The sequence below is a fragment of the Nesterenkonia alba DSM 19423 genome, assembly GCF_000421745.1.
Lineage (GTDB): Bacteria > Actinomycetota > Actinomycetes > Actinomycetales > Micrococcaceae > Nesterenkonia > Nesterenkonia alba.
On sequence record NZ_ATXP01000011.1, the window covers coordinates 60,854 to 83,887 of the forward strand.

The window sequence follows — 23,034 nt, forward strand, 5'->3', positions numbered from 1 at the left end:
GGCGACCTCCTTATAGCCCGGCCAGGCGGGCCTGGCCTCGAGCGGAGAGCTCATCACGCAGCCGGGCGCCCTCTTCCCGCCGGACCCCGGGGATCGTGGCGTCAGTGGCGGCGGAGGCGGTTTTCAGTTGGACCGTACAGAGCCCAAATTTCCGCATGATCGGCCCGGCTTCGATGTCCACGTACTGCAGGCGCCCGTAGGGTACGGCGACCACACGCTGCCACAGCAGCCCTTTGCGGATGAGGAGGTCATCGTGGCGTTCGAAGTACCCGATGGCTTTGACCCGCCGGGGCACCAGGGCGACGTCGATGACCGCCCAGATGACCATCAGGGCCAACCCGGGGTAGAGCAGCCAGGCCGGCAGGGACCACACCCCGGTCCAGTTGAGGATCCCGGGGATGAAAACGATGGCCAACCAGAACAGCCAGTTCACGATGGCGCCGACGAACTTCACCGGAATATAGGCGGGGTCGACGCGGGTCCACGTCACCCCAGCGGGGTCGATCGCCTCAGAATGCAGCATGGCCCTCCTCGAGCCCGTCGGTCTCTTCGTCTTCGTCGAGTGGAGTGCCGTCCTCGGGCGGAATACGGCACAGGGTTTCGACGACGAACCCAATGATGACCCAGATCAGCCCGCCGATCACCATCACTAAGGATGACGTCGCGTTGGGGGCTGTCATCCCTGCGGCGGGCCCGAGGTCCAGCAGCACTCCCCCGTGCCAGCCAGCGATGATGGTCCCAGCGTAGGCGCAAGCCTGCCCGGCGGCGACCACGCGTACCGCTTGCAGGGGGTGGAGTCGGCGGGTGGGGCGGACCGGGGTGGTGTGTTCCCGGCGGGCTGTGTCATCGGCGCGTTGAAGACGGCGCTGGTCGGCCCAAACGAGGATCCCCAAAACCAGGATGATGAGCCCGATAGCGGCCAGGGTGATGGCTGAAGACATGGGCAACACCGGGGAGGAATACCCGGCGGCGACCATCAGCACTGTAGCCAGGTAGCCGGCCAGGACTGCGCCGGCGCAGATGAGCAGGAGCCAGAGGGGCTGCAGCCGCATCTAGTCCTCCCCGAACGAGGCTTGTTCGGGGTCGTCAAGCCGGCAGACGTCGTCGTAGTCACTGGCTTCCCGGGCGAGTTCGCGGACCGGTCGGCCTTCCAGCAGGGCCACCGGGTCCATCCAGGACCAGGGCAACAGCACGAAGGCTCGTTCGGCCGCCGAAGGGTGGGGGACCTGCAGGCGCGGGGAGTCGATGACCGCCCCGGCGTAGGTGACGATGTCGACATCAAGGGTGCGGGGCCCCCAGTGTTCGTTCCGGACCCGGTTGTGGTCGGCTTCGATCCGCTGGGCGAGGTCCAGCAGCGCGTGGGGGGAGAGCTTAGTGGAGATTTCGACGACCTGGTTGAGGAAGTCCCGCTGGTTCGGCGGCCCGCCGTAGGGCTTGGTGCGCGCCAGGGGGGAGGTTTTGACCACCTCGACTTCTGGGTGCTCACGCAGGGCCTGGACCGCGGAGGCGAGGGTGGCGCGGGAGTCACCGAGGTTGGAGCCCAGCGCGAGCACGGAGGTGACGGGGAAGGCTGCCGGCAGGTCGGGGTCGCGCAGGTGGTCGCGGCTGGTTTCGGCCTCCGCGGCGTGGAAGTCAGCCAGGGACATCCGACCGTAGGGGCCCAGTTGGGCGGTGGGGGTGGTGCGGGTGACCCCCGGAGGACTGGAGGCAGAGCCCGCTGTGGGAGCGGAGACGACGTCGTCGTCGATCAGTTCGGCCTCGTAGACGTGGGATAACGCGGGGTTGGGTGCGGCGAGGCGCTGTGGTTCTTCGGTGAGGTCCTCGCGGGTGCGGCGGATGGTGACGGCGACGTCGGTGAACGCCTGCGGTAGGGGTGCTTCCGGTTTGTGCACCGTGACAGTGGTGTCCTGGACCTGGGGGTGTTCACGCAGGATTCGTGTGGCGATCCGTTCGGCGAGGGTTTCGATGAGCTGGACGGACTCCCCGGTGATGATCTGCTCGGCCAGCGCGGCGATCTCGGCGTAGGAGACTGTGTTAGTGATGTCGTCAGTGGACGCGGCCTGGCGCACATCAGTGGTGAGGTCGACGTCGACAACGAACCGTTGCGCGGTCTGCTTTTCGATGCCGAGCACTCCGTGGTATCCGCTGGCGGTGAGTCCGGTGAGGCGGATGACGTCGCTGCCCATAGTCTCTAGGCTACCGCCGCGAGCAAGAACCTCCGTCAGGCTGGGGTACAGCCGCACGTGAGTCCGGGGTTCAGGCCGGCTGGTACTGCACCACCTGCGCCACCCGGATGGCGTCGAGGCTGGGTTCCACGGTGTGGACCCGCACAGCCCAGCAGCCGGCGGAGGCGGCGTGGGCGGAGAGTACTGCGGTGGCGGTGTCGCGCCCCTCCGGGGGGCGGGGGGTGCCGGTCTCCTCGGCGAGCAGGGTGCCGAGGAAGCCTTTGCGGGAGGCGCCGAAGAGCACCCGGTGGCCTTGGGAGACCAGGTGGTTCAGTCCGCGGACCAGTTCCCAGTTCTGGTCGTGGGTCTTGGCGAAGCCGATACCGGGGTCCAGGATGATGTTCTCCTGCGGCACTCCCGCCTCGAGGTACCAGCTGCGGATCTGGTGCAGTTCGGTGATGACGTCGGCGACGACGTCGTCGTAGTCGGTTTTCGACTGCATCGTTTGAGCGTCACCCCGGTTGTGGGTGATGACGACCTCGCATCCGTGCTCGGCGACGACCTGCGGCATCTGCGGGTGGGTCAGGATCCCAGAAATATCGTTGATGATGAGCTCTGTGCCGGCTTCTGCTGCGAGGGTCAGCGCGGCGTGCGCGGTGGCGGGGTGCCGGGTATCTACGGAGATCCGCACCGGCAGGTGTGCCGCCAGCAGCGCGGTCAGGGCTGGAAGGAGGCGGCGCTGCTCATCGGTTTCGGACACGGGTTCGGCACCGGGGCGGGTGGATTCGGCACCGAGGTCGAGGATGTGCGCACCCTGGTCCACCATGCGGCGGGCCTCGGCGAGGACGGTGAGCGGGTCGGTGGTGTTTTGGTGGGTGAACCGTCCGCCGTCGGAGAAGCTGTCCGGGGTGAGGTTGAGGATCCCCATCACGAGGGTGCCGGTGGTCCCCACGGTTCAGCGTCCCAGAATGAGGCTCATGGCTTCAGCGCGGGTCGCGGCGTTGCGCAGTTGTCCGCGGACCGCGGAGGTGATGGTCTTCGCCCCGGGTTTGGCCACCCCACGCATGGACATGCAGAGGTGTTCGGCTTCGATGACGACGATCGCTCCGGCGGGACGTAAGTGGGTGACCAGCGCATCGACGATCTCGGTGGTCATCCGTTCCTGGACCTGGGGGCGTTTGGCGAAGATCTCCACCAGGCGAGCGAGTTTGCTCAGCCCGGTGACTTCCCCCGCAGCGGAGGGGATGTAGCCGATGTGGGCTTCACCGTGGAAGGGCACCAGGTGGTGTTCGCACATCGAGTAGAAGGGCACGTCTTTGACGAGGACGAGTTCTTCGTGGCCGATGTCGAAGGTGGTGGCCAGCAGGTCGGCGGGATCGGCGTGGAGTCCTTTGAAGGCTTCCTGGTAGGAGCGGGCGACCCGCGCCGGGGTGTCTTTGAGCCCGTCACGGTCCGGGTCTTCGCCGACGGCCAGCAGGATCTCCCGGACCGCTGCCTCAATCCTGGCCAGATCGACCATTGACGGTCTCCGCTCGCTGGCTCGACTCATCAATCAGGATGGGCCGATCGGGGCTCGATTCCCAGATCTCACGTTTGGGCCGTTTCTTCACGTCTTTGAAGATCTCCGCGACTTCTTTGGCGTTGAGTGTTTCCACGCGCAGGAGTTCCTCAGCAAGGGTGTCGAGGATGTCCCGGTTCTCGGTGAGCGCCCAATAGGCTTCGTCATGGGCTTCGTCGATGATGCTGCGCACCTCGGAGTCCACCACCGCGGCCAGCTCCTCGGAGTATTCCTTGCCGGTGGCCATCTCTTTGCCCAGGAACGGGTTGGAGTCCCCGGAGCCGAGTTTCACCGACCCGACTTTGGCGCTCATCCCGTATTCGGTGACCATCTTCCGCGCCGTGTCGGTGGCTTTCTGAATGTCATTGGCAGCACCGGTGGAGGGGTCGTGGAAGACGATCTCCTCGGCGACTCGGCCACCCATGGCGTAGGCGATCTGATCCAGCAGCTCGTTGCGGGTGGTGGAGTATTTGTCGTCTTCGGGGATGACCATGGTGTAGCCCAGGGCGCGGCCGCGCGGCAAGATGGTGATCTTGGTGACCGGGGCCGAATAGTTCAAGGCAGCGGCGACGAGGGCGTGGCCGCCTTCGTGGTAAGCGGTGACACGGCGTTCGTGGTCTTTCATCAGCCGGGTGCGCTTCTGGGGCCCGGCCATGACCCGGTCGATGGCTTCGTCGATGGCTCGGTCGTCAATGAGGTCGGCATTGGACCGGGCGGTGAGTAGTGCGGCCTCGTTGAGCACATTGGCCAGGTCAGCCCCGGTGAATCCGGGGGTTTTACGGGCGATCTGTTCGATGTCGAGGTCCGGCACCATGGGCTTGCCCTTGGCGTGGACTTCCAGGATGGCTTTGCGTCCGGCGAAGTCGGGGGCTTCCACTGGGATTTGCCGGTCGAAGCGGCCGGGCCGCAGCAGGGCTGGGTCGAGGACGTCGGGCCGGTTGGTGGCGGCGATGACGATGATGTTGGTGTTGGCGTCGAAGCCGTCCATCTCCACCAGCAGCTGGTTCAGGGTCTGTTCGCGTTCGTCGTTTCCGCCTCCGACGCCGGCTCCCCGCTGACGGCCGACGGCGTCAATTTCGTCGACAAAGATAATGGCTGGGGCGTTCTCTTTGGCCTGTTTGAATAGGTCACGGACCCGGGAGGCGCCGACGCCGACGAACATTTCCACGAAGTCAGAACCGGAGATGGAGTAGAAGGACCCGCCGGCTTCACCGGCCACAGCTTTGGCTAGCAGGGTCTTTCCGGTACCGGGCGGGCCGTAGAGCAGCACGCCCTTGGGGATCTTGGCCCCTAGGCGCTGGAATTTCTCCGGTTCGGAGAGGAATTCTTTGATTTCGTGGAGCTCTTCGACGGCTTCTTCGGCCCCGGCGACGTCGGCGAAGGTCACTGCCGGCATGTCTTTGTCGAACTGTTTGGCTTTGGATTTACCGAACTGCATGACCCGCGAGCCACCACCGGACATCCGGGTGATGAGCCAGATGAACAGCAAGGCGATGAGTAGGAAGGGGATCATGAACCCGAGCATGGAGAGCAGCCAGTTGGACTGCTCGGGTTCGTCGGTATAGCCCTCGAGGTCGGCCTCAGCGATGGCCTCGACTACTGTTTCGGCGCGCGCTTGGGAGAAGTGGAAGTGGACGGCGTCGCCGAGGTTTTCCCCGTCGAGTTCGAACTCCTCGGCTAGGGTGAGGTCGACCCGCGAGTCGCCGTCGTCGATCCGCGCTTCGGTGACCTGGCCGTCTTCGATGAGTTCCATGCCAACGTTGGTGTCGACCCGCTGACCGGCCCCGGATGAGGTGAAGAGCAGGGGCACGACGACGAGCAGCAACAGTACCGCTGTCAGGATCCAGAACAGCGGTCCGGTGAAGATTTTCTTGAAGTTCATTCAGCTCCGTCGTGAAGTGCGCAGAATAAGCCTGCACATACCGTACTAGCCCGGGGCCGCGGCGTCAGGTCGCACCCGGTGGCATTCGCCTTCGGCTCAATACGCGCGCCCCGCTACGCTGTCAGGCATGCCCGCACATTCCGCCGCAGCCACCCGCGCCACCTGGCGTACCCGGTTGGGCTCCTGGGTGGAGTCCTCCCCGATCCAGCGGTTCGTCATTGTTGTGATCCTCGTCAACGCTGTCGTACTGGGGCTGGAGACCTCACCGCCGGTGATGGAGACCGCCGGTGGCCTGCTGGTGACCATCGACACCCTGTGCCTGGCGATCTTCGTGGTGGAGATCGCCTGCAAACTGGTGGCTTTCGGATGGCGGTTCTTCCGTGACCCGTGGAATGTCTTCGACTTCGTGGTGGTGAGTGTCGCCCTGGTGCCCGCCGGTGCGGGACTGGAGATCCTGCGCACGTTGCGGGTACTGCGTGTGTTGCGGCTGATTTCCCAGCTGCCGCAGCTGCGCAAAGTGGTAGCCGCACTGCTGCACGCGGTCCCGGGGATCCTCTCCACCGGGGCGCTGCTGGGGTTGATCTTCTATGTGGCGGCGGTGATGGCCACCACGTTCTTCCGGGACACGTTGCCGGAGTATTTCGGTGGGTTTTGGGACTCGATGTTCAGTCTGTTCCAGATCGCCACCCTGTCCAGCTGGGAGACCATTGTGCGGCCGGCCATGGATGAGCATCCCTGGGCCTGGGCGTTCTTCATTCCGTTCATCATTCTGGCGGCCTTCACCGCACTGAACCTCATCATTGCGGTGATCGTGGATGCGATGAACACCCTGCACGAGATGCCCAGCGCTCAGGTGACCACCGAGGCGGGGGCCGGGGTCCGGGAGTCCGGTGCATCTGCAGAGGGTGCGCAGGTCGAGCAACGCCAACAGGAGAGCACCGGGCAAGAACACGAGGAACCCTTCGGGGCATCAACGGCGCTGCCGGGTAGTGACACCCCGCGGGACAACGAGATCCTCTATCGGGAAATCCAGGCGCTGCGGGCGGACCTCGCCGAGCTCAAAGACGCCCTGGGCAACCAATCCCCCGGCCGCTAACCAGAAGGAGACGTTCTACGGGTGTGGCCCCGAAAGCCGCCCGTATCACCACTATCAACGAGCTCTGAGTTCAGCCGCTCACTCATACACGTGGGGGGCGAGGATGCCGATGACGTCGAGGTTGCGGTAGTGCTCGGCGAAGTCCAGCCCGTAGCCGACCACGAACTTGTTGGGGATATCCATGCCGACGTACTTGACGTCGATGTCCACCTTGACCGCATCCGGTTTGCGCAGCAGAGTGCAGATCTCCACCGACGCCGGCCCCCGGGACTCCAAGTTCGCCTTCAGCCAGGACAGCGTCAACCCAGAGTCGATGATGTCCTCAACGATGAGCACATGCCGGCCCGTCAGATCAGCGTCGAGGTCCTTAAGAATCCGGACCACACCGGAGGATTTGGTTCCCGAACCGTAGGAGGAGACCGCCATCCAGTCCATAGTCACGTGGCTGCTCAGCGCGCGGGCAAGATCGGCCATCACCATCACCGCCCCTTTGAGCACCCCCACCAGCAGCAGATCGCGGCCGGCGTAGTCCCGGTCGATCGCGGCGGCCAGTTCGCTGATGCGCTGGTCGATCTCTTCTTTGGTGTAGAGAACCTCGGCGAGGTCGTCGGCGACGTCGTGGGCATCCATAGCGGGGTGGGCGCTCCTTCCTCACGCAGGTGAGGGCACTGTACTGGTCGGCGGAACGAAGACTAGTTTTCCATACTCCGCACTGCCGCGAGTCCCTCGATACACGCTGACTCCCCCTTCGCACTGCACGGGACCGGCGGAGCGGCTTCCGGTGGTGAGACGTTCGACCGCGGCCAATCGCTCGGAACTGGGGTGGGCACCGCCGGCAGCGACCACCCCCAGCGCCAGCACACGACGCCGAATCGCCGCAGAGGCGGTGCGCAAGGGGTGCAGCCGCAGCCGCAGGGCACCGGAGGGGTCAGGATCCTCCATGAGCTGGGGGAAGAGACGTTTGGCTTCAGTTTCGAGGTGGTCGGCGTCGTCGGCGGCGATCTCTGCGGTACGCGCCAGCGCCTCACGGATCCCCGCCGAAAGGTGCTCTTCCAAATAAGGCATGATCTGGGTGCGGATCCTAGAACGCAGGTAGCGGGGATCCTGGTTGGCTGGGTCCTGCCACCAGCTCAACTCCGCGTGGCGGCAGATCGCCTCGGTATCGGCTCGAGTCAACTGCAGCAGGGGCCGACGGTAGGGTCCGCGTACCGCAGGGATCCCGGCCAGGGAGCGGGTCCCTGAGCCTCTGGCCAGTCCCAGCAGCACTTGTTCGGCCTGGTCGTCGCGGGTATGGGCGGTGAGCAGGCGGGTGGCTCCGAGTTCGCGCATGGCCCGGCGGAATGCGGCGTAGCGTCCTGTGCGGGCGGCAGCTTCTGGCCCATCCGGGGAGTCGGTATCCACAGTGGCGGGGTAAATCCGCACCGGGTCCAGACCGAGGGCTTTGAGCTGACGCACCGCCTGCCCGGAGATCTCCACCGAGCGGGGGTGGATGTGATGATCGACGACGACGGCGCCCACCCGGGTCTGTGCACTGGGGCCACTGGTTCTGTGGTGGTGCCAAGAGGCGGCAACCGCCAAGGCCAGGGAGTCTGCCCCACCGGAACAGGCCACCAGGTTCAGTCCCTGCGGGTCGAGTGCCTCGCCCACTACACGGCGGGCTGCATGCAGAGCCTGCGGGGTTTTAGCCATCGCTGCTGCGGGTGGGGGTAAAGCCCATCCGTTCGATCCACTGTTCGGGGTGGTGGACCTCGTCTTCAGTGGGCAGGTGCTCGGCGGATTCCCAGATGGTGTTGAACTGCTCCATGCCGATCTGCTCGACCACCTGACTGACAAAGCTCTGCCCGTTGCGGTACTGGGCAGCTTTGACATCCAGTTGCAGGAGTTTGCGGATGAGCTTCTCCAGTGGGGAGCGGTGTTTCTGCCGGTCGTTGAACCGGCGGCGGATAGTTTTCACGCTTGGCACCACGGAGGCGTCCACGGCGTCCATCACCACATTGGCGTGACCTTCCAGCAGGCTCATCACCGCGGTGATATGGGAGAGAATTTGCTGATCCTCTGGGCTGCGGATCGCTGAGAGCAGCCGCTGGCGGGCGGACCGGCGGCCCCCGGTGGCGAGTTCTTCACGGATCTGCCGGGCCGCTTCGGCGAGGCGTTCGGGCAGCGAGTCGGCCGCCCCCATGGTGTTGACCGTCAGGCGGGTGATCTGCTCGCGCAGGTGCTCAGCAAGCCATGGGGCGGCGGCGAACTGGACCCGGTGGGTTTGTTCGTGCAGGCAGACCCAGAGCCGGAAGTCATCGCGCTCCACATTGAGCTCGGTGGCGATCTCCACAATGTTCGGGGCCACCAGCATCAACCGTTGCTGACTGAAGGGTTCGAACTGCCCCAGCACATTGGCCGAAAGGAACCCCAAGACAGCACCGAACTCCGCTCCGGCGGCGCTGGATCCCACCAGATGAGCGGTGGAACCAGCACGTTCGATCAGCTCCGGTTTACGCTCGGCGGCGGCTTTCAGGGCTGGACCCAGCAGGTGCCGGAACCCTTCCGCATTAGCGTGGGCCCATCCGGCCCGATCTACGACCAGCACATCGGAGAGGTCTTCACCGAGCCGTTCAGCGGCGGTGATGCCGGTGATGCGGTGGACGTGACCTACTGATTCGGCGGCCGCCTGCCGGATGGCGGTGACCTCTGCTGCTGCTTCGGCGCGGCTCAACGGCGGTCCGGGCGGGGTCAGGCGCGCCGCCGTGGCGCGGGCGGCCTCCCAGTTGATGAGCAGGTCGGAGGCTTCAGCCTCGGTGATCCCAGCCGGAGCAGTCATGCCTCTATCGAAACACACGCCCCTTAAAGACTGCCTGTGGACACCGCAGGCGCAGCACGGCGCCTTGAGGCGAGTGGGCACTGCGGGCACCACGCGTGGGCAGAAGCCGTGCTGGCGTCGTCGTGCTCTTGATCGGTGGGAGGCTCGACAACGATAAGCTCACCGATGATGCACCAGATTTCCGGCCCCTGGACTGAGGATCCCGAGTTCGTCGCGCTCTATGACGTGGAGAACACCGGCTTATGGGACACCGAGTTCTACCGAGACCTCGCTGAGGAGCTCGGTGTCCGCCGAGTGGCTGATATCGGCTGTGGGACCGGTGTGCTCGCGATGGAGTTAGCCTCCCGTGGGATTGAGGTGATCGGGGTGGATCCGGCCGCAGCGATGATTGAGGCGGCACACCGGCGTGGCGCTCAGTGGACCGAGCAGAGTGGGGCGGCTCAGCGAACGGGGCAGCTGGCACGGGTTGAGTTCATCCACGGTACGGCCGAACGGCTTCCCACTCAGTGGGCACAGCTGGCGGTGATGGTCGGTCACGTCGCGCAGTACTTCCTGTCCCGGTGTGCCTGGGATGAGGTTCTCGCCCACGCGCACCGAGCCCTGGTGCCGGGCGGCTGGTTGGCTTTCGAATCCCGCAACCCGGCCACAGAGGACTGGGAGGCCTGGACTCCGGAGAACACTCAGGAGAGACAGCCGCATCCGGATGGCGGGGAGTTCACCTCCTGGTTGGAAGTGCTCGGTGTGGAACACGACGACGCCGATGGCCCCCTGGTCACTGCACGCGGTCACCACGTCTTCGCCGATGGTCGGCATGTGGCCGCCGAGGAACCCTTGCGCTACCGGCCGTTACACGTGCTGGTGGAGTCTTTGCAGCGTGCGGGGTTCACGGTGGAGCAGACCTGGGGTGACTGGGATCGCTCCCCGGTTGAGGAGGATTCCCCGGAGTTCATTCTGCTCGCGCGGTCTGCACAGCACCCCCACACCACAGAGGCTGAGCCGGCAGGCGTGGCATGGCCAGCACACCACCCGAAGTAGACTCAGGGCCGTGACGCCTCCCGCTCTTCCCGACCCGGTTTCTGATCTGTTCGACCCCGCACAGTGGCGTAAGGTCGATGGTTTCGAGTTCACTGACATCACATATCACCGGCGTGTCCAACGTGCCGACGACGGGTCCATCATCCGTGACTTACCCGCGGTGCGGATCGCCTTTGACCGCCCAGAGGTGCGCAACGCGTTCCGCCCGGAGACGGTCGATGAGCTGTACCGTGCGTTGGATCATGCCCGGATGACTGCTGACGTTGGTGCGGTGCTGCTCACCGGCAACGGGCCTTCCCCTAAGGACGGGGGGCATTCGTTCTGTTCCGGTGGGGATCAGCGCATCCGGGGCCGGGATGGTTATCTCTACGCCGAGTCTGCCCGGCAGCAAGCCTACGACGCCGGCTCCGCGGCTGCTCACACAGATTCTGAGGCACAGCGCGCGGCGCGGGCGGGACGGTTGCACATCCTGGAGGTGCAGCGGTTGATCCGAACCATGCCGAAGGTGGTGATCGCGGTGGTCAACGGCTGGGCTGCTGGCGGTGGGCATTCGCTGCATGTGGTGGCGGATCTGACGATCGCTTCCCGCCAGCACGGGAAGTTCAAGCAGACCGATGCAACAGTGGGTTCCTTCGACGCCGGGTACGGCTCAGCACTACTGGCCCGGCAGGTGGGCCAAAAGAAGGCCCGGGAGATTTTCTTCCTGGCCCGGGAGCACTCGGCCGATGAGATGGTCGCTGCCGGTGCGGTGAACGAGGCGGTCGACCATCAGCGCCTCGAAGAGGTGGCTTTGGAGTATGCCGATGATATTGCTCGGCAGTCGCCGCAGGCGGTGCGGATGCTGAAGTTCGCCTTTAATGCTGCCGACGACGGCTTAGCTGGTCAGCAGGTCTTCGCCGGTGAGGCCACTCGTATGGGGTATATGACTGAGGAGGCGCAGGAAGGCCGCGATGCCTTCCTCCAGAAGCGTGACCCCAACTGGTCCGCCTACCCGTACTACTACTAGTAGTTCCCGAGCCTGCTGCCGGGGTGTGTTCTCGGGAAGCCTGCACCTCTTCATCGCTCGACATTCTTCGGCTATCGTTGATAGCACAGGTAGCACCAGTGAAGGAGTCTGTCATGCCTCGCCTTCTCGTCAGAGATCTCGACGAATCCGTCCATCAGTGGCTCCGCGAGCGCAGCGCCCGTCACAACCGCTCCATGGAATCTGAGGTGCGTGCCATCCTCAGCACCGCACGCAGCACCGAGGTCGAGGACCCCGTGGGCCGCATCCTGACCGAGATGGCCGGCGGGGGCACTGAGCCGGTGGAGGTGCCCGACCAGTTCGAACACGAGCACGCAGACTTCCAATGACCCAGGGCGAGCAGCCGATCGTCTTGGACACCAACGTGGTCTCCGAGCTCGCCAGGCCACGGCCCGATCCAGAGGTCGTCTCCTTCCTCCGCCGGATCAGCCACCGCACCCTGATCACCACGGTCGTCCTCGGCGAGATCTACCTGGGTGTCGAACTCACCCACGAGGGGCGACGGAAGGCTGAACTGCGCCGACACGCAGACAGCGTCCGCGACGCCTACCGCCAACGGACCATCCCGTTCACCGCTGCCGCAGCCCAGCACTACGCGGCGAGCGTCGCGCATCTGCGGGCCCAGGGACTGAAGATGTCAGTGAACGACGCATACATCGCCGCCTCGACAGTGACGTCCAACGCATCCTTGGCCACACTGAACGTCAAGGACTTCGAACACTACCCGGAGCTGGAGCTGATCGACCCGCGAACCGGCTCAGGGCACCTATCGGGTTGAGGCGGCGAGCGCGGGAGCGAGGCGGGTCTCAATCAACGGCCAGAGAAGTATGCCCACAGTCCGCGTACTGCTACTAGCTACTATCATCTGTGTTACTAACACAAATGTTAGTAACATGACGTGGGACTAAGGGAATCACCGAAAAGTGCGCCGGTAATCACTGGGAGAAACTCCGACCATCTTGCGGAAGTTCGCACGGAAGTTACTGGGGCTGGGGAATCCGGCCTGGCGGGCGATCCGCTCCACCCCATCATCGGTAGTCTCCAACAGCTCCTGCGCGTGTCGAATCCGCACGCCGGTGAGCCACACCATGGGTGGTTGACCCGTCTCGGCATGGAATCGCCGGTTCAACGTGCGCACACTCATATGTGCAACCTCCGCCACGTCCTCCAGAGTGATGTTCTGATGCGCATTCTCTTCAATCCACTGCAGTGTCGGTTCCAGGCTGGCGTCTGGCAGCTGAGTCGACGACGTCGGCTGGTTACGCAGAATGAACTGGGCTTGGCCACCACTTTGATGCAGGGGTGCTACGGCCCTCCGTGAGGCATCTGCTGCCACAGCTGCCCCGTAGTCACGCTGGATCATGTGTAGACAGAGATCAATACCGGCTGCGGCCCCTGCGGAGGTGAGGATCTGCCCGTTATCCACGTAGAGCACGTCCGGATCAACCTCGATCTTCGGATAGCACTGAGACAAAGCCTGCGTCGCGGCCCAGTGCGTGGTGGCCCGCAACCCATCCAACAACCCTGCCTCGGCCAAACTGAAAGCACCCACACAGATGGACGCCAATCTGGTGGTGTCCGCTGCGGCCTGCTGCAGTGCCTCCACAACGGCAGGTGAGGTCGGAGCCAGCGGGTCATGACGGCCAGGCACCATCACAGTGTCCGCCTGCCTCAGGGACTCCAGCCCGTGCTCAACCCGTAGCGCGAAGGCCCCGGCCGAGACCTCCGGAGCTTCACCGCAGACCAGCACCCGGTAGGCCTGTCTCCCATCAGGCAGCCGTGCGTGACGGAACGTCTCGACCGCACTGGCAAGATCAAAACCGATCGTGTCCTGCAGTGCGAGGACCACAATGGTATGCATAGCTGCACTATAGAGCCGTAAAATCCTCCATTCGGTCCGTGGCAGAATTCAGGCGGTAGCTGTCATTCAAGACAGTAGTATCGCCTCTGCTGCACGGAGAAGATGGGCACATGCCCCATGACGCATCTGCCCTTCCTATTGCTCAGTTCGTCTTCTTCGACGGATTCGATCCTCTCGATATCGTGGCGCCTTTCGAAGTGTTAACGGCGGGGCGGGACATGATGGGAGGTGGCCTGGAGCTACGCATGGTCTCCGCGGAGGGACCGCGCCAGGTGGTCTCCGGTACCCCGGGCATCTGTCTGGAGGCCACCGCTGGGTTGGACCCTCGTTTACCGGGTTACATCTTCATTCCCGGTGCTTCAGGCCCTGTTGACGGAGACCCAGATGCCGGCGACGAGACCATTCCCGTGCTGCTCTCGCGATTCGCCAATAGTGCGGCCGCCGCCCAGCTTCGTCAGGCCTTATCAGAGCCTGAGAACACAGTCGTCACTGTCTGTGGAGGCGGCCTCGCCTTAGCCATGGCGGGACTCCTCGAGGCACGCACCGCGACCACCCATGCCCTCGGCATCGATCTCTTGGAAGCTACGGGCACTCATGCTGTCCGCGCCCGAGTAGTCGACGACGGCGACCTCGTATCGGCCGGCGGTGTCACATCCGGACTAGATGCTGCCCTCTACCTGCTGGATCGAGAGTTCGGAGCCGATGTCGCCCACCACGTCGAGACGCTGTTCGAGTACGAGCGTCGCGGCACAGTATGGACCACCACACCACAGAAAGAAGCCTGATATGAGCAGCATCCTCGGAGACTGGGTCTTCACCATCAAGACCCCCATTGGCAGCATCACCGCTGAATACACCTTCACGGAAAGCTCCGGAGAGATCCTTGGCAGCGCCTCAGGGACCGGAGAACGCGTCACTCTTCACGACATCGCCCGGGAACCACACGCTGCAGGAGAACGAGTGACGTGGCACCAACAGATCACCAAACCCATGCGACTTAACCTCACGTTCGACGTCGTCGTCGCAGGTGATGAACTACACGGCCACTCCCGAGCAGGAAAGCTACCTCGCAGCAAAGTCCAGGGATCACGCCAGCACACGCCACCGCACCATCGCTAGCCCACGCCGTTCATCTCTGCTGTGGATAGACTCAGGGGAAATCTTCGGACGAGCGTCCGCTGTGACAGAGAGGTGTGAGCACATGCCCGAGCGAGGGCCGGAATTTATCGAGGCAATCTCGCGCGGGTTCTCCGTGGTGAAGAGCTTCACCGCCGAATACCCCCAACTGACCCTCAGCCAAGTGGCTCAACGCACCGACCTGGCCCGCCCCACCGCCCGGCGCATCCTCATGACCCTGCAGGAACTCGGCTACGTCCGCGCAGACGGCGGACTCTTCGAACTCACCCCCAAAGTCCTGGAACTGGGGATGTCCTACGTCAGCTCCCTGGGCCTGTGGGATGTGGCACGGCCCCATCTGCGTGACCTCGTGGCCGCCACCGGGGAGTCCTCCTCGATGAGCCAGCTCGACGGACCCGACATCGTCTACGTCAGCCGGGTCGCCGTGCCCAAGCTCATTGGACTACGGGTCGATATCGGCACCAAATTCCCTGCACCACCCACCTCACAGGGCAAAGTGCTGCTGGCAGAAATGGACCGCCGGGACATCCTGGAACGACTCTCCAAGCCCTCCGCCTCCCCGGTCATCCCTGTGGTGCAGTGGGATCAGAAGTCCTTCCTCGAAGAACTCGACCGGGTCCGCGCGCAAGGCTGGGCGCTGGCTGATGAAGAGCTCGCCCGCGGGATCCGTTCCATTGCAGTACCGGTACGCGACACCTCAGGGACCGTCCGAGCAGCGATGAACACCACTGTCCACGCCGCCGAAACCCCCGTGGACGTCCTGGTGCGCGAGCACCTACCGAAGCTACAGGAAGCCGCCGCAGCTGTCTGCGCCGACTGGGCACGGTGGGAATCTCTGCCCGCCGAGCACAACGAGCCAGAAACCCCCACCCACCGTCGGCCACCGCTGCTGAGCTGAGGTGTCACGACCGACGACGACGTCGTCGTCTTTTTTTCTGATCCCGGCGCCTCCTCATAGGGCCACTGTGGGGTACTCCTTGCCGAGCCAGGGGCTGAGCTTATCGGCCATCTCCCGCTGGAAGGACAGCGGCCCGGAACGCTGGGTGTATTCCTCGTCGTAGAGGGCGATAAACAAGGTCAGGTTGAGGAAGAAGTGGGCACCGTTTTCGAACAACCACACATAGTTGTGCGTGGCCAGGGCCTCACGCTCCTCGTCGGTGAAGCTCAGCCAAGAGGTCTTCTCCGGGGGGTTGAGCCACTGGCCGACCTCGTGCTCCCAGCGGTCGATGGTGCCCCGCGGGTCCTCCTTGTAGGCGGCGACCCATTCGGGATCCCGGTCGATGGTGTAGAGGAACTTGTTGACGTAGTACTTACTCATGGTGACTCCTTAAGACGACTCAAACGGCCGGCTGAGCGGCGGGGCGGGCGGCGTCGTCGGTACGGAACTGATCCCACACCGGATCTGAGGCCCAGATGGGACCCAAGCTGGCGCCGGAGACCTCCGCGGCGTGTGCCGCAGCCTGAGCCTGCCGGTCCGTCTGATGCGGATACCAGGTGATGTACATCTCCCGGGTGTGGAATAAGTCCAACTGGTCCACGTAGTCGGCATGGACCCCCTCCCCGGCAATGCCCATCATCAACAACAGGTCCATGAACCCGTGGGTGGCATTGCCGGCCCCGGACATGGATTCATGGGTCACATTGGCCAGAATCGCCTCAGCATTGCCAGTGGAGAGCCATTCGATCGCATCGGCGTCGAACAGCGGATCCGGGCCGTGCTCACCGAACTGCCGCGGACCGCCCAGCTCCAAGGAGAGGTGCCCGGTGCCGATGGCGGCGACCTTCTTGTCGCTGGGGTAGGCGTCGATGATCCGGCGGATCGCCCGGCCGAGATCGTAGAACCGCTTGGGGCTCGGCAGCGGAGGCACAAAGATATTGGTGTAGATCGGCACCACCGGCAGGTCAGCCTCCGGCCGGACGGTGATGATGGGGCAGATGATCGAGTGGTCGATCTTCAGCTCGTGGCTGACCGCGAAGTCGAAATCCGCTCCCAACAACTCCTGGTGCATGTACCGGGAGAGGTCGATATCACCGGCCAAGGTGTACTTCGGGATACCAAACTCGCGCTCCTCGTTGTAGAAGGTCGCGTCATAGACCTCCTGCTTCCCGATGAGGAACTGCGGGTAGTTGTCCAACCACAACTGATGAAAATGGTCCGCACCAACCATGACGAGGATGTCCGGCTCTGCGGCAGTCAGTGTCTCCCGGTAGGCCTCGACTTTGCGCTGCCACTGTGCAGCATACGGCGGACGCTCCTGAAGTGGAGAGGTGGTCGCCTTGTAGTAGAAGGGATGGTGGGTGCTGGCCAGCACCGCGGTCAGTTCTGCCATGGTCAGTCCTCCTTAAGCCTCTTCCGACAACGGGATGTACTCCGCATTGCGGTCCACATGCATGTAAATCTTCTGAGCCACCGGTTGGCGGCGTTCCTCGGCGATCTGCCCTAACAATCCAGCGGTACGGGCCAGCAGGGCGAACCCCCGCAAGAAGTCCACCGGCAGCCCGAGATCAGCCAGCGCCGCACCACAAACCCCCGCGCCATTGAGTGGCAGCTTCTTACCGAGCACCTCCTGACTGACCCGGCCCATCGCTTCGAAGAGCCGAAGGTGGGCGCCACGAGTGCCTGAGTCCTCCGCAATGGCGATGAGCCGTGGGGTCCGCGGGTCTCCCTTTTTGTGGACCGGGTGCCCCAGTCCGGGTACCAGCCGCTTGGCCGCCCGGGCCTCGGTGATCGCGGTGCGGGCTAATTCTTCAAAGTCCGCCTCACTGCTGGGTTCACGACCGGTGTGTTCGGTGAGCACCTGGTGCAGGAACTGCCCGGTATCTTCGGTCACCCCTAGGAAGCGGGAGCCCCCACCGAGCAGCCCCGAAGCAATGGCCCCTTGAATGGACTCTGGGGCGGAGAGATAGGTCAGCCGAGCGGCAATCGCCGTGGGAGTAAAACCGTGGTCAGCCAAGGCCACCAAGACGGCTTCAAAAGTGCGCAGTTGCCCCGGGTCGGGACGGCGTCCGGCAGTCATCCAGAACGCCAGCTCGGCAAAACCGACCTGGCCCATGAGGTCATCAGGCACGGAGTGCCCCATGAGGCTGATCTCGTCCTCCGTGGAGGTGCCCAGTGAGGTGGGATAGCTCTGGCTCATGATGTGCTCCCTTCCGCGGGTTCGGTGCTCAGCCATGCTTTGACCTCTTCGGTATGTTCCCCGAGCCCTGGCGGGGGCAACTCGTAGCGTGGCTGCAGGGTGCTGAAACTCAGCGGGTGCCGTACCCCAGGGACCGCCCCGTCCCCGGAGCCGACCTGTACCACCGGCTCCAGTCCGAGCTCCTCGGCGTATTCAACGCCCTGTTTGATGGTGTTGATCGGCCCGCAGGGCACGCCGACGGCGTTGAGCTCTTCGAAGAGTTCCGCGGCGGTGTGCCGGCTCAGTGCCTCTTCCAAGATGGGACGTAGTTCCTCACGCCGCTCGGTGCGGTCCCCGACGTCGGCGAACCGCTCGTCTTCGGCGATCTCCGGGATGCCGAGCACTTCACAGAAGCGTTGGAACTGCACGTTGTTCCCGCAGGCGATGATGACGTCATCGTCGGCGGTGGGCATTGGTTCATAGGGGTAGAGGGAGGCATGCGCGTTGCCCATCCGCATCGGTGTCACCCCGCCGCCCACATAGGCGTGGGTCTGGTTGACCAGTCCGGACATCGCTGAGGCCATCAGGCTGGCTTCGATATGCGCACCTTCTCCGGTGTGATCGCGGCGGCGCAGTGCGGCCAGAATGCCGATCGTGGAGTGCAGCCCGGCCATGACGTCGAAGACGCTGATCCCAGCCCGGTAGGGCGGGCCCTCGGGGTCACCGGTGAGGCTCATCAGTCCAGACATCGCCTGGACGATGAGGTCGTAGCCGGGGTACTTGGCTCCTTTTCCCTGGGAGCCGAACCCGGTGATGGAGGAGTAGATCACCGTGGGGTTGTGCTCGGCGACCGACTCGTAGTCCAGGCCGAACTTCCGCAGCCCGCCGGGTTTGAAGTTCTCGATCACGACGTCGGCACGGTGGGCCAGCCGCTGAGCAGTGCGGAGATCGTCGGGGTCCTTGAAGTCGAGGACCACCGACTTCTTGTTCCGGTTGATGGAGGCGTAGTAGGTGGAGACCCCGTCCGGGCGCCGGGGAGGAACCCAGCTGCGGGTGTCATCTCCGGCGGGCCCCTCGACTTTGATGACCTCAGCTCCCAGGTCGGCCAGCAGCATCGTGGCGTAGGGGCCAGCCAGGACGCGGGAGAAGTCGGCGATGACGATGTCCTCCAGGGGGAGTTTCCCGTTCCCGCCCGGGGTGGCGGGGCTGGGGGTCTGCTCACTCATCGGTGGCTCCTTCACTGTGGAGTTGACCGCTATACGGACTTTTGTCCGCGATATGTGTGAGTAGTTTCACAGTATCGCTTCACCCCTGTCAAGCGCCACCAGGACGCTTGACGACCAATACAAGACGCCAGTGACGACGACGTCGTCGTCCCACAAAATCTCCGAAACGGACTCTTGTCCACTCTGCGGACGTGATGTTACTGTGAGCCGCATCACGTGTTCTACATACCGTCTGTACCGCCCTCCTGGGCGTCATCCAAGGAGATCCCGTGGCTTCACCCAATGCCGTCGTCCTGGCCGTCATCGGCGTCAGCATGCTGCTGGCCGGTTACTTCCTGTATTCGAAGTTCCTCGCCCGGCGGGTGTATCAGCTCAATGACGAGTTCGTCACCGCCGCGCACCGCTACCAGGACGGCATCGACTATGTCCCCACCAACCGGTTCGTCCTCTGGGGGCACCACTTCACCTCCGTGGCCGGAGTCGCACCCATTGCCGGACCGGCGATCGCCATCATCTGGGGGTGGCTGCCGGCCTTCCTCTGGGTGACCCTGGGTGCGGTGTTCATCGGGGCGATGCACGACTTCGGGGCATTGTGGGCCTCAAACCGCAATAAGGGACAGTCCGTGGGAACGCTGTCGGGTCGCTACATCGGCCGGCGGGGACGAACCATGTTCCTGGCGGTCATCTTCCTCATGTTGGTCATGACCATCACAATTTTCGCAGTGCTGATGTCCGGTCTTCTGGTGGATCAGCCCACTGCGGTGATCCCCAGCTGGGGGGCTCTCATCGTCGCCCTCGGTGTGGGAGTAGCCATTTACCGACTGCGGATGAACCTGGTGCTGGTCACCGCTGTCGGTGTAGCGATCCTCTACGCGCTCATCCTGGTCGGCAACCGGGTCCCGGTCGAGCTTCCGGAGACTTTCCTCGGACTGCCGCAGCAGGGCCAGTGGATCGTGCTGATCTTCATCTACGCGGCCATTGCCTCCGTGCTGCCGGTGTGGGTACTGCTGCAGCCGCGGGACTACATCAATGGGGTCCAGCTGTTCATCGCCCTGGGCGTGATCTACGGCTCAGTGCTCTTGGCCCGGCCCGAGGTGGTAGCACCGGCGTTGAACGATTCGGTCCCCGAGGGCACGCCGTCGATGATTCCGCTGCTGTTTGTCACGATCGCCTGCGGAGCGATCTCCGGCTTCCACGGCATCGTGGCCTCCGGCACCACATCCAAGCAGCTGGATAAGGAGACCGACTCCCGGTTCGTCGGGTACTTCGGCACCGTCGGGGAAGGGCTGCTGGCCTTAGGTTCGATCATCGCCGTTTCCGCCGGTTTCCAGACCGTAGCGGAGTGGCGCGAGCTCTACAGCGAGTGGAACGCCGGGGGTGCGCCGGCCTTCATCGAGGGCGGAGCGAACATCGTCAGTGACGGTATCGGCCTGGACAACGGTCTCTCGGCGACTCTGCTGGCCACTATCGTGGTGCTCTTCGCTGCGACCTCCATGGACACCGCGTTGCGCCTGAAACGCTTCGTCGTCCAGGAAATCGCTCAGGTGATGGGCTTCCGCCTGAACATGTGGGCGGCCACCGGGGTGGTGCTGGTCATCGGCCTGACGCTGGCGTTCTCCACGGGGGCCGATGGCACCGGCGGAATGACCCTGTGGCCACTGTTCGGCACCACCAACCAGATCCTCGCCTCCGTGACGATGTCGATCCTGGTGGTCATCCTCATCCGCAAGGGTCGGATGATCTGGCCAGTCATTATCCCCATGGCCTTCGTCCTGGTGATGTCCACTCTGGCCCTGGTCCAGCAGCTCGGGGACTTCTGGTCCCAGCAGAACTGGCTGCTGCTGAGCTTGAACATCATCGTGCTGGTGACCGCCCTGTGGGCCTTCATTGAGGCCGTGGCGGCGATGAACCGGGCACGTTTCCTCCCCAAAGAGACCGAGGAGCAGGATCTGGCCGAACAATTGGCCGGCAGTGAACCACAACAGACCCGCTGAGCCGAACACCGATTCCCTATGCATATCCGCTGTGCCTGAAGGAGGCCGTCATGGGTGCCACTGATTCACACCCCACCATTGAGAAGACCCGAGCCGGGGCGCCGATCGTGTTACGCGGCGGCACGGTGCTCACCATGGATGCCGAACGCACGGTGCTTGAGAACGCCGATGTTCTCATCATCGGCGACCGGATCGAAGCCGTCGGGCCGAACCTGGACCTCCCGGAGGGCACCGCGGTCATCGACGCCTCCGGCGGGATCATCACCCCAGGCTTCGTGGATACCCACCGGCATATGTGGCAGACCGCCATGCGGGGTTACGGCGCGGACTGGACGCTGACCCAGTACTTCGTGTGGAACTACCTCGAGCACGGAAAGAAATTCCGCCCCGAGGACATCTACGCCGGGAATCTGCTCTCTGCGGTAGAAGCCATCGACGCCGGCGTCACCACCTCAGTGGACTGGTCCCACGGGCTGTCCACGGTCGAGCACGCCGATGCCGCCGTCGACGCCTTAGACCAAGTCGCCGGCCGCTTCGTCTTCGCCTATGGCAATATCCACGCCGGACCGTGGGAGTGGGCGACGACGCCGGAGTTCCGCGATTTCGTTGACCGACGGATCCCTCGATCCGGGGGCCAGTTAGGCGATGACCGGCTAGGTTTCCAGCTGGCCTTTGACGTCACCGGGGACCCGGAATTCCCGGAACGCAAAGCCTTCGAAGCAGCCCGAGATCTGGGCGTGGGAGTCACCACTCACGCCGGGGTGTGGGGAGCGACGAACGACGACGGCATCCGCCTGATGCACGAGCACGGTTTTATGGATGAGAAGACCGTCTACGTGCACGCTGCGACCCTGTCAGAAGATTCTTACCAGCGGATCGCTGCCACCGGTGGGTCGGCATCGGTGTCCTCGGAGTCGGAGTCCAGCTGCGGCCAGGGTTACCCCTCCTCCTGGGCGCTGCGCCGCCACGGCATCCCCGTCTCGCTGTCGGTAGACACCTCCGTGTGGTGGAGTGCCGATGCCTTCGCCTCCATGCGGGCCACCCTCAGTGCAGACCGCGCCCGGGAACACTTCGAGCACCACTCCAGTGGTGAGACCTGCACCAACCTGGGGCTGCGCGCCGATGAAGTGGTCGAATGGGCCACCCGCGGTGGGGCACGCGCTCTGGGGATGGAGGAGACGATCGGCTCGGTGGAAGCGGGGAAGAAAGCCGACGTCGTCCTCATCAAAAATGACGCCTCCCCGGCGATGTTCCCCATTCTCAATCCGCACGGGCACGTGGTCTTCCAAGCCCAACGTGGCGATGTGCACACCGTGGTGATCGATGGCCGCATCGTCAAGCACGAACACCAGTTGGTCGATGTCGACCTGGCCAGTGTTCGCCGGACCGTGGAGCACACCGTGGACTATATTCGCGGTCAACTCGGCGAACAGGAGTGGGAGTCCGGTATGTGCCCGGAGATCCCGGAGACCAAGATCTTGGATAACCCCTACACCTACACCGAGTACCGTACCGACCGCACCCGCACCGCCCAAGGAGGGGGCCGGGGCTGATGGACATCGGGCTGCTGATTCTGCGTCTAGTGCTGGGGCTGATTCTGTTCACCCACGCCACGCAGAAACTGGCCGGGTGGTTCGGTGGCAACGGCCTGAGCAGACAAGGCGAGATCTTCGCCGGGCTTGGTCTGCGGCCCGGACGCGCCATGGTGGCTGCGGCCGCCACCGCCGAGTTGATGGCTGCTGTGCTGCTGACCCTGGGGTTATTCACCCCAGTGGCGGCGCTGCTGGCGGCGGCAACCATGCTGGTGGCCGGGGTGACGATGCACCTGAATTCCGGGAGCTTCTGGAACGTGGCCGGAGGCGGCGAGTACCCCTACGTGCTCGCCGCCTGCGCCGCGGTACTGGGTTTCACCGGGGCGGGGAGCCTCTCGGCCGATGCCGCCCTGGCCGGTGAGGTCGGTGACTGGTTCGGCATGGTGGCGACTCCTCAAGGGTGGGTGGGAGCCGGCGTCGTCGTCATCGCTATCGTCGCTGCGATTCCGTTTGCCCTGCGTATTCGCGCTGCCCCACGCGCCGAGTGAAAAAATCGCGTACCGTCAAGACCGTCAACGTCCACAAGCACGGAG

24 protein-coding genes and 1 pseudogene are annotated in these 23,034 nt (G+C 64.2%); 11 read left to right on the forward strand and 14 right to left on the reverse strand.

The window, feature by feature from the left end; genetic code table 11:
• Window positions 1-10 precede the first annotated feature (10 nt).
• The 6 genes from H578_RS0109010 to ftsH all read right to left on the reverse strand — a co-directional run bounded on the left by H578_RS0109010 (window position 11) and on the right by ftsH (window position 5,605).
• On the reverse strand, window positions 11-520 hold the full coding sequence (locus H578_RS0109010) for a PH domain-containing protein (protein WP_028464118.1): 510 nt from the start codon (window positions 518-520) through the stop codon (window positions 11-13).
• Window positions 510-1,052 (reverse strand): DUF3180 domain-containing protein, encoded by a 543-nt coding sequence (locus H578_RS14390; RefSeq protein ID WP_022873361.1) that lies wholly within the window; start codon window positions 1,050-1,052, stop codon window positions 510-512. The genes H578_RS0109010 and H578_RS14390 overlap by 11 nt, the downstream gene beginning before the upstream one ends.
• The gene (folK, locus tag H578_RS16620; RefSeq protein ID WP_022873362.1) at window positions 1,053-2,186 is read right to left on the reverse strand and encodes a 2-amino-4-hydroxy-6-hydroxymethyldihydropteridine diphosphokinase; all 1,134 of its coding nucleotides are present in this window, start codon (window positions 2,184-2,186) and stop codon (window positions 1,053-1,055) included.
• 70 nt (window positions 2,187-2,256) lie between these two features.
• Window positions 2,257-3,117: a dihydropteroate synthase gene (folP, locus tag H578_RS0109025; protein WP_022873363.1), complete on the reverse strand. Its 861-nt coding sequence runs from the start codon at window positions 3,115-3,117 to the stop codon at window positions 2,257-2,259.
• A 3-nt stretch (window positions 3,118-3,120) separates the two neighbouring features.
• A complete protein-coding gene (gene folE / locus H578_RS0109030; RefSeq protein ID WP_022873364.1) occupies window positions 3,121-3,684 on the reverse strand; it encodes a GTP cyclohydrolase I FolE in 564 nt (187 codons plus the stop codon).
• Complete coding sequence (gene ftsH, locus H578_RS14400; protein WP_022873365.1) at window positions 3,662-5,605, reverse strand: ATP-dependent zinc metalloprotease FtsH; 1,944 nt, start codon at window positions 5,603-5,605, stop codon at window positions 3,662-3,664. Before ftsH ends, folE begins: the two co-directional genes overlap by 23 nt.
• 127 nt (window positions 5,606-5,732) lie before the next feature.
• On the opposite strand from ftsH, the gene H578_RS14405 reads away from it, so the two are divergent.
• Window positions 5,733-6,701 carry an ion transporter gene (locus H578_RS14405; RefSeq protein ID WP_022873366.1) on the forward strand — a complete coding sequence of 323 codons (969 nt, stop codon included), beginning with the start codon at window positions 5,733-5,735 and terminating at the stop codon, window positions 6,699-6,701.
• Between the two features lie 78 nt (window positions 6,702-6,779).
• On the opposite strand, the gene hpt is transcribed toward H578_RS14405, so the two are convergent.
• From hpt to H578_RS0109055, 3 genes are read right to left on the reverse strand one after another with little or no spacing between them, the layout of a single operon-like run.
• Window positions 6,780-7,331 (reverse strand): hypoxanthine phosphoribosyltransferase, encoded by a 552-nt coding sequence (gene hpt / locus H578_RS0109045; protein ID WP_022873367.1) that lies wholly within the window; start codon window positions 7,329-7,331, stop codon window positions 6,780-6,782.
• A 21-nt stretch (window positions 7,332-7,352) separates the two neighbouring features.
• The gene (gene tilS / locus H578_RS14410) at window positions 7,353-8,390 is read right to left on the reverse strand and encodes a tRNA lysidine(34) synthetase TilS (RefSeq protein ID WP_022873368.1); all 1,038 of its coding nucleotides are present in this window, start codon (window positions 8,388-8,390) and stop codon (window positions 7,353-7,355) included.
• Complete coding sequence (locus H578_RS0109055) at window positions 8,383-9,516, reverse strand: zinc-dependent metalloprotease (protein ID WP_022873369.1); 1,134 nt, start codon at window positions 9,514-9,516, stop codon at window positions 8,383-8,385. The genes tilS and H578_RS0109055 overlap by 8 nt, the downstream gene beginning before the upstream one ends.
• Window positions 9,517-9,684: 168 nt before the next feature.
• On the opposite strand from H578_RS0109055, the gene H578_RS14415 reads away from it, so the two are divergent.
• From H578_RS14415 to H578_RS0109075, 4 genes are all read left to right on the forward strand, one after another.
• On the forward strand, window positions 9,685-10,551 hold the full coding sequence (locus H578_RS14415) for a class I SAM-dependent methyltransferase (RefSeq protein WP_169558516.1): 867 nt from the start codon (window positions 9,685-9,687) through the stop codon (window positions 10,549-10,551).
• Window positions 10,552-10,561: 10 nt separating this feature from the next.
• Window positions 10,562-11,557 (forward strand): 1,4-dihydroxy-2-naphthoyl-CoA synthase, encoded by a 996-nt coding sequence (locus H578_RS0109065; RefSeq protein ID WP_022873371.1) that lies wholly within the window; start codon window positions 10,562-10,564, stop codon window positions 11,555-11,557.
• A gap of 113 nt (window positions 11,558-11,670) precedes the next feature.
• Window positions 11,671-11,904, forward strand: coding sequence for a FitA-like ribbon-helix-helix domain-containing protein (locus H578_RS0109070; RefSeq protein ID WP_022873372.1), 234 nt, complete (start codon window positions 11,671-11,673; stop codon window positions 11,902-11,904).
• Window positions 11,901-12,353: a PIN domain-containing protein gene (locus H578_RS0109075; protein ID WP_022873373.1), complete on the forward strand. Its 453-nt coding sequence runs from the start codon at window positions 11,901-11,903 to the stop codon at window positions 12,351-12,353. The genes H578_RS0109070 and H578_RS0109075 overlap by 4 nt, the downstream gene beginning before the upstream one ends.
• Window positions 12,354-12,488: 135 nt before the next feature.
• On the opposite strand, the gene H578_RS0109080 is transcribed toward H578_RS0109075, so the two are convergent.
• Complete coding sequence (locus tag H578_RS0109080) at window positions 12,489-13,436, reverse strand: GlxA family transcriptional regulator (protein WP_022873374.1); 948 nt, start codon at window positions 13,434-13,436, stop codon at window positions 12,489-12,491.
• Between the two features lie 110 nt (window positions 13,437-13,546).
• On the opposite strand from H578_RS0109080, the gene H578_RS0109085 reads away from it, so the two are divergent.
• From H578_RS0109085 to H578_RS14420, 3 genes are all read left to right on the forward strand, one after another.
• Window positions 13,547-14,221, forward strand: a complete 675-nt coding sequence (locus H578_RS0109085) for a DJ-1/PfpI family protein (RefSeq protein ID WP_022873375.1) — start codon at window positions 13,547-13,549, stop codon at window positions 14,219-14,221.
• Between the two features lies 1 nt (window position 14,222).
• On the forward strand, window positions 14,223-14,555 hold the full coding sequence (locus tag H578_RS0109090; protein WP_022873376.1) for a hypothetical protein: 333 nt from the start codon (window positions 14,223-14,225) through the stop codon (window positions 14,553-14,555).
• Window positions 14,556-14,637: 82 nt separating this feature from the next.
• A complete protein-coding gene (locus tag H578_RS14420; protein ID WP_022873377.1) occupies window positions 14,638-15,471 on the forward strand; it encodes an IclR family transcriptional regulator domain-containing protein in 834 nt (277 codons plus the stop codon).
• A 54-nt stretch (window positions 15,472-15,525) separates the two neighbouring features.
• Here H578_RS14420 and H578_RS0109100 read toward each other — a convergent pair whose 3' ends face one another.
• From H578_RS0109100 to H578_RS0109115, 4 genes and pseudogenes are all read right to left on the reverse strand, one after another.
• Window positions 15,526-15,891 carry a hypothetical protein gene (locus H578_RS0109100; protein WP_022873378.1) on the reverse strand — a complete coding sequence of 122 codons (366 nt, stop codon included), beginning with the start codon at window positions 15,889-15,891 and terminating at the stop codon, window positions 15,526-15,528.
• 19 nt (window positions 15,892-15,910) lie between these two features.
• Window positions 15,911-16,903, reverse strand: coding sequence for a DODA-type extradiol aromatic ring-opening family dioxygenase (locus tag H578_RS14425; RefSeq protein ID WP_022873379.1), 993 nt, complete (start codon window positions 16,901-16,903; stop codon window positions 15,911-15,913).
• 12 nt (window positions 16,904-16,915) lie between these two features.
• Window positions 16,916-17,752 (reverse strand): annotated as a pseudogene (locus H578_RS0109110) (citryl-CoA lyase); the annotation flags it as partial.
• A complete protein-coding gene (locus H578_RS0109115; protein ID WP_022873381.1) occupies window positions 17,707-18,915 on the reverse strand; it encodes a CaiB/BaiF CoA transferase family protein in 1,209 nt (402 codons plus the stop codon). The gene H578_RS0109115 and the pseudogene H578_RS0109110, both read right to left, overlap by 46 nt.
• A gap of 269 nt (window positions 18,916-19,184) precedes the next feature.
• On the opposite strand from H578_RS0109115, the gene H578_RS14430 reads away from it, so the two are divergent.
• The 3 genes from H578_RS14430 to H578_RS14435 are packed head-to-tail and all read left to right on the forward strand — an operon-like array spanning window position 19,185 to window position 22,989.
• The gene (locus H578_RS14430) at window positions 19,185-20,909 is read left to right on the forward strand and encodes a carbon starvation CstA family protein (RefSeq protein ID WP_022873382.1); all 1,725 of its coding nucleotides are present in this window, start codon (window positions 19,185-19,187) and stop codon (window positions 20,907-20,909) included.
• Between the two features lie 50 nt (window positions 20,910-20,959).
• Window positions 20,960-22,462 (forward strand): amidohydrolase family protein, encoded by a 1,503-nt coding sequence (locus tag H578_RS0109125; RefSeq protein ID WP_022873383.1) that lies wholly within the window; start codon window positions 20,960-20,962, stop codon window positions 22,460-22,462.
• Complete coding sequence (locus H578_RS14435) at window positions 22,462-22,989, forward strand: DoxX family protein (protein ID WP_022873384.1); 528 nt, start codon at window positions 22,462-22,464, stop codon at window positions 22,987-22,989. The genes H578_RS0109125 and H578_RS14435 overlap by 1 nt, the downstream gene beginning before the upstream one ends.
• Window positions 22,990-23,034 lie beyond the last annotated feature (45 nt).

What these genes read in the sequence shown, in the direction of transcription:
- H578_RS14390 (WP_022873361.1), bottom strand. Translation starts at nt 1,052, where the DNA reads ATGCGGCTGCAGCCCCTCTGGCTCCTGCTCATCTGCGCCGGCGCAGTC.
- folK (WP_022873362.1), bottom strand. Translation starts at nt 2,186, where the DNA reads ATGGGCAGCGACGTCATCCGCCTCACCGGACTCACCGCCAGCGGATAC.
- folE (WP_022873364.1), bottom strand. Translation starts at nt 3,684, where the DNA reads ATGGTCGATCTGGCCAGGATTGAGGCAGCGGTCCGGGAGATCCTGCTG.
- ftsH (WP_022873365.1), bottom strand. Translation starts at nt 5,605, where the DNA reads ATGAACTTCAAGAAAATCTTCACCGGACCGCTGTTCTGGATCCTGACA.
- H578_RS14405 (WP_022873366.1), top strand. Translation starts at nt 5,733, where the DNA reads ATGCCCGCACATTCCGCCGCAGCCACCCGCGCCACCTGGCGTACCCGG.
- hpt (WP_022873367.1), bottom strand. Translation starts at nt 7,331, where the DNA reads ATGGATGCCCACGACGTCGCCGACGACCTCGCCGAGGTTCTCTACACC.
- tilS (WP_022873368.1), bottom strand. Translation starts at nt 8,390, where the DNA reads ATGGCTAAAACCCCGCAGGCTCTGCATGCAGCCCGCCGTGTAGTGGGC.
- H578_RS0109055 (WP_022873369.1), bottom strand. Translation starts at nt 9,516, where the DNA reads ATGACTGCTCCGGCTGGGATCACCGAGGCTGAAGCCTCCGACCTGCTC.
- H578_RS14415 (WP_169558516.1), top strand. Translation starts at nt 9,685, where the DNA reads ATGCACCAGATTTCCGGCCCCTGGACTGAGGATCCCGAGTTCGTCGCG.
- H578_RS0109070 (WP_022873372.1), top strand. Translation starts at nt 11,671, where the DNA reads ATGCCTCGCCTTCTCGTCAGAGATCTCGACGAATCCGTCCATCAGTGG.
- H578_RS0109075 (WP_022873373.1), top strand. Translation starts at nt 11,901, where the DNA reads ATGACCCAGGGCGAGCAGCCGATCGTCTTGGACACCAACGTGGTCTCC.
- H578_RS0109080 (WP_022873374.1), bottom strand. Translation starts at nt 13,436, where the DNA reads ATGCATACCATTGTGGTCCTCGCACTGCAGGACACGATCGGTTTTGAT.
- H578_RS0109085 (WP_022873375.1), top strand. Translation starts at nt 13,547, where the DNA reads ATGCCCCATGACGCATCTGCCCTTCCTATTGCTCAGTTCGTCTTCTTC.
- H578_RS0109090 (WP_022873376.1), top strand. Translation starts at nt 14,223, where the DNA reads ATGAGCAGCATCCTCGGAGACTGGGTCTTCACCATCAAGACCCCCATT.
- H578_RS14420 (WP_022873377.1), top strand. Translation starts at nt 14,638, where the DNA reads ATGCCCGAGCGAGGGCCGGAATTTATCGAGGCAATCTCGCGCGGGTTC.
- H578_RS0109100 (WP_022873378.1), bottom strand. Translation starts at nt 15,891, where the DNA reads ATGAGTAAGTACTACGTCAACAAGTTCCTCTACACCATCGACCGGGAT.
- H578_RS14425 (WP_022873379.1), bottom strand. Translation starts at nt 16,903, where the DNA reads ATGGCAGAACTGACCGCGGTGCTGGCCAGCACCCACCATCCCTTCTAC.
- H578_RS0109115 (WP_022873381.1), bottom strand. Translation starts at nt 18,915, where the DNA reads ATGAGTGAGCAGACCCCCAGCCCCGCCACCCCGGGCGGGAACGGGAAA.
- H578_RS0109125 (WP_022873383.1), top strand. Translation starts at nt 20,960, where the DNA reads ATGGGTGCCACTGATTCACACCCCACCATTGAGAAGACCCGAGCCGGG.
- H578_RS14435 (WP_022873384.1), top strand. Translation starts at nt 22,462, where the DNA reads ATGGACATCGGGCTGCTGATTCTGCGTCTAGTGCTGGGGCTGATTCTG.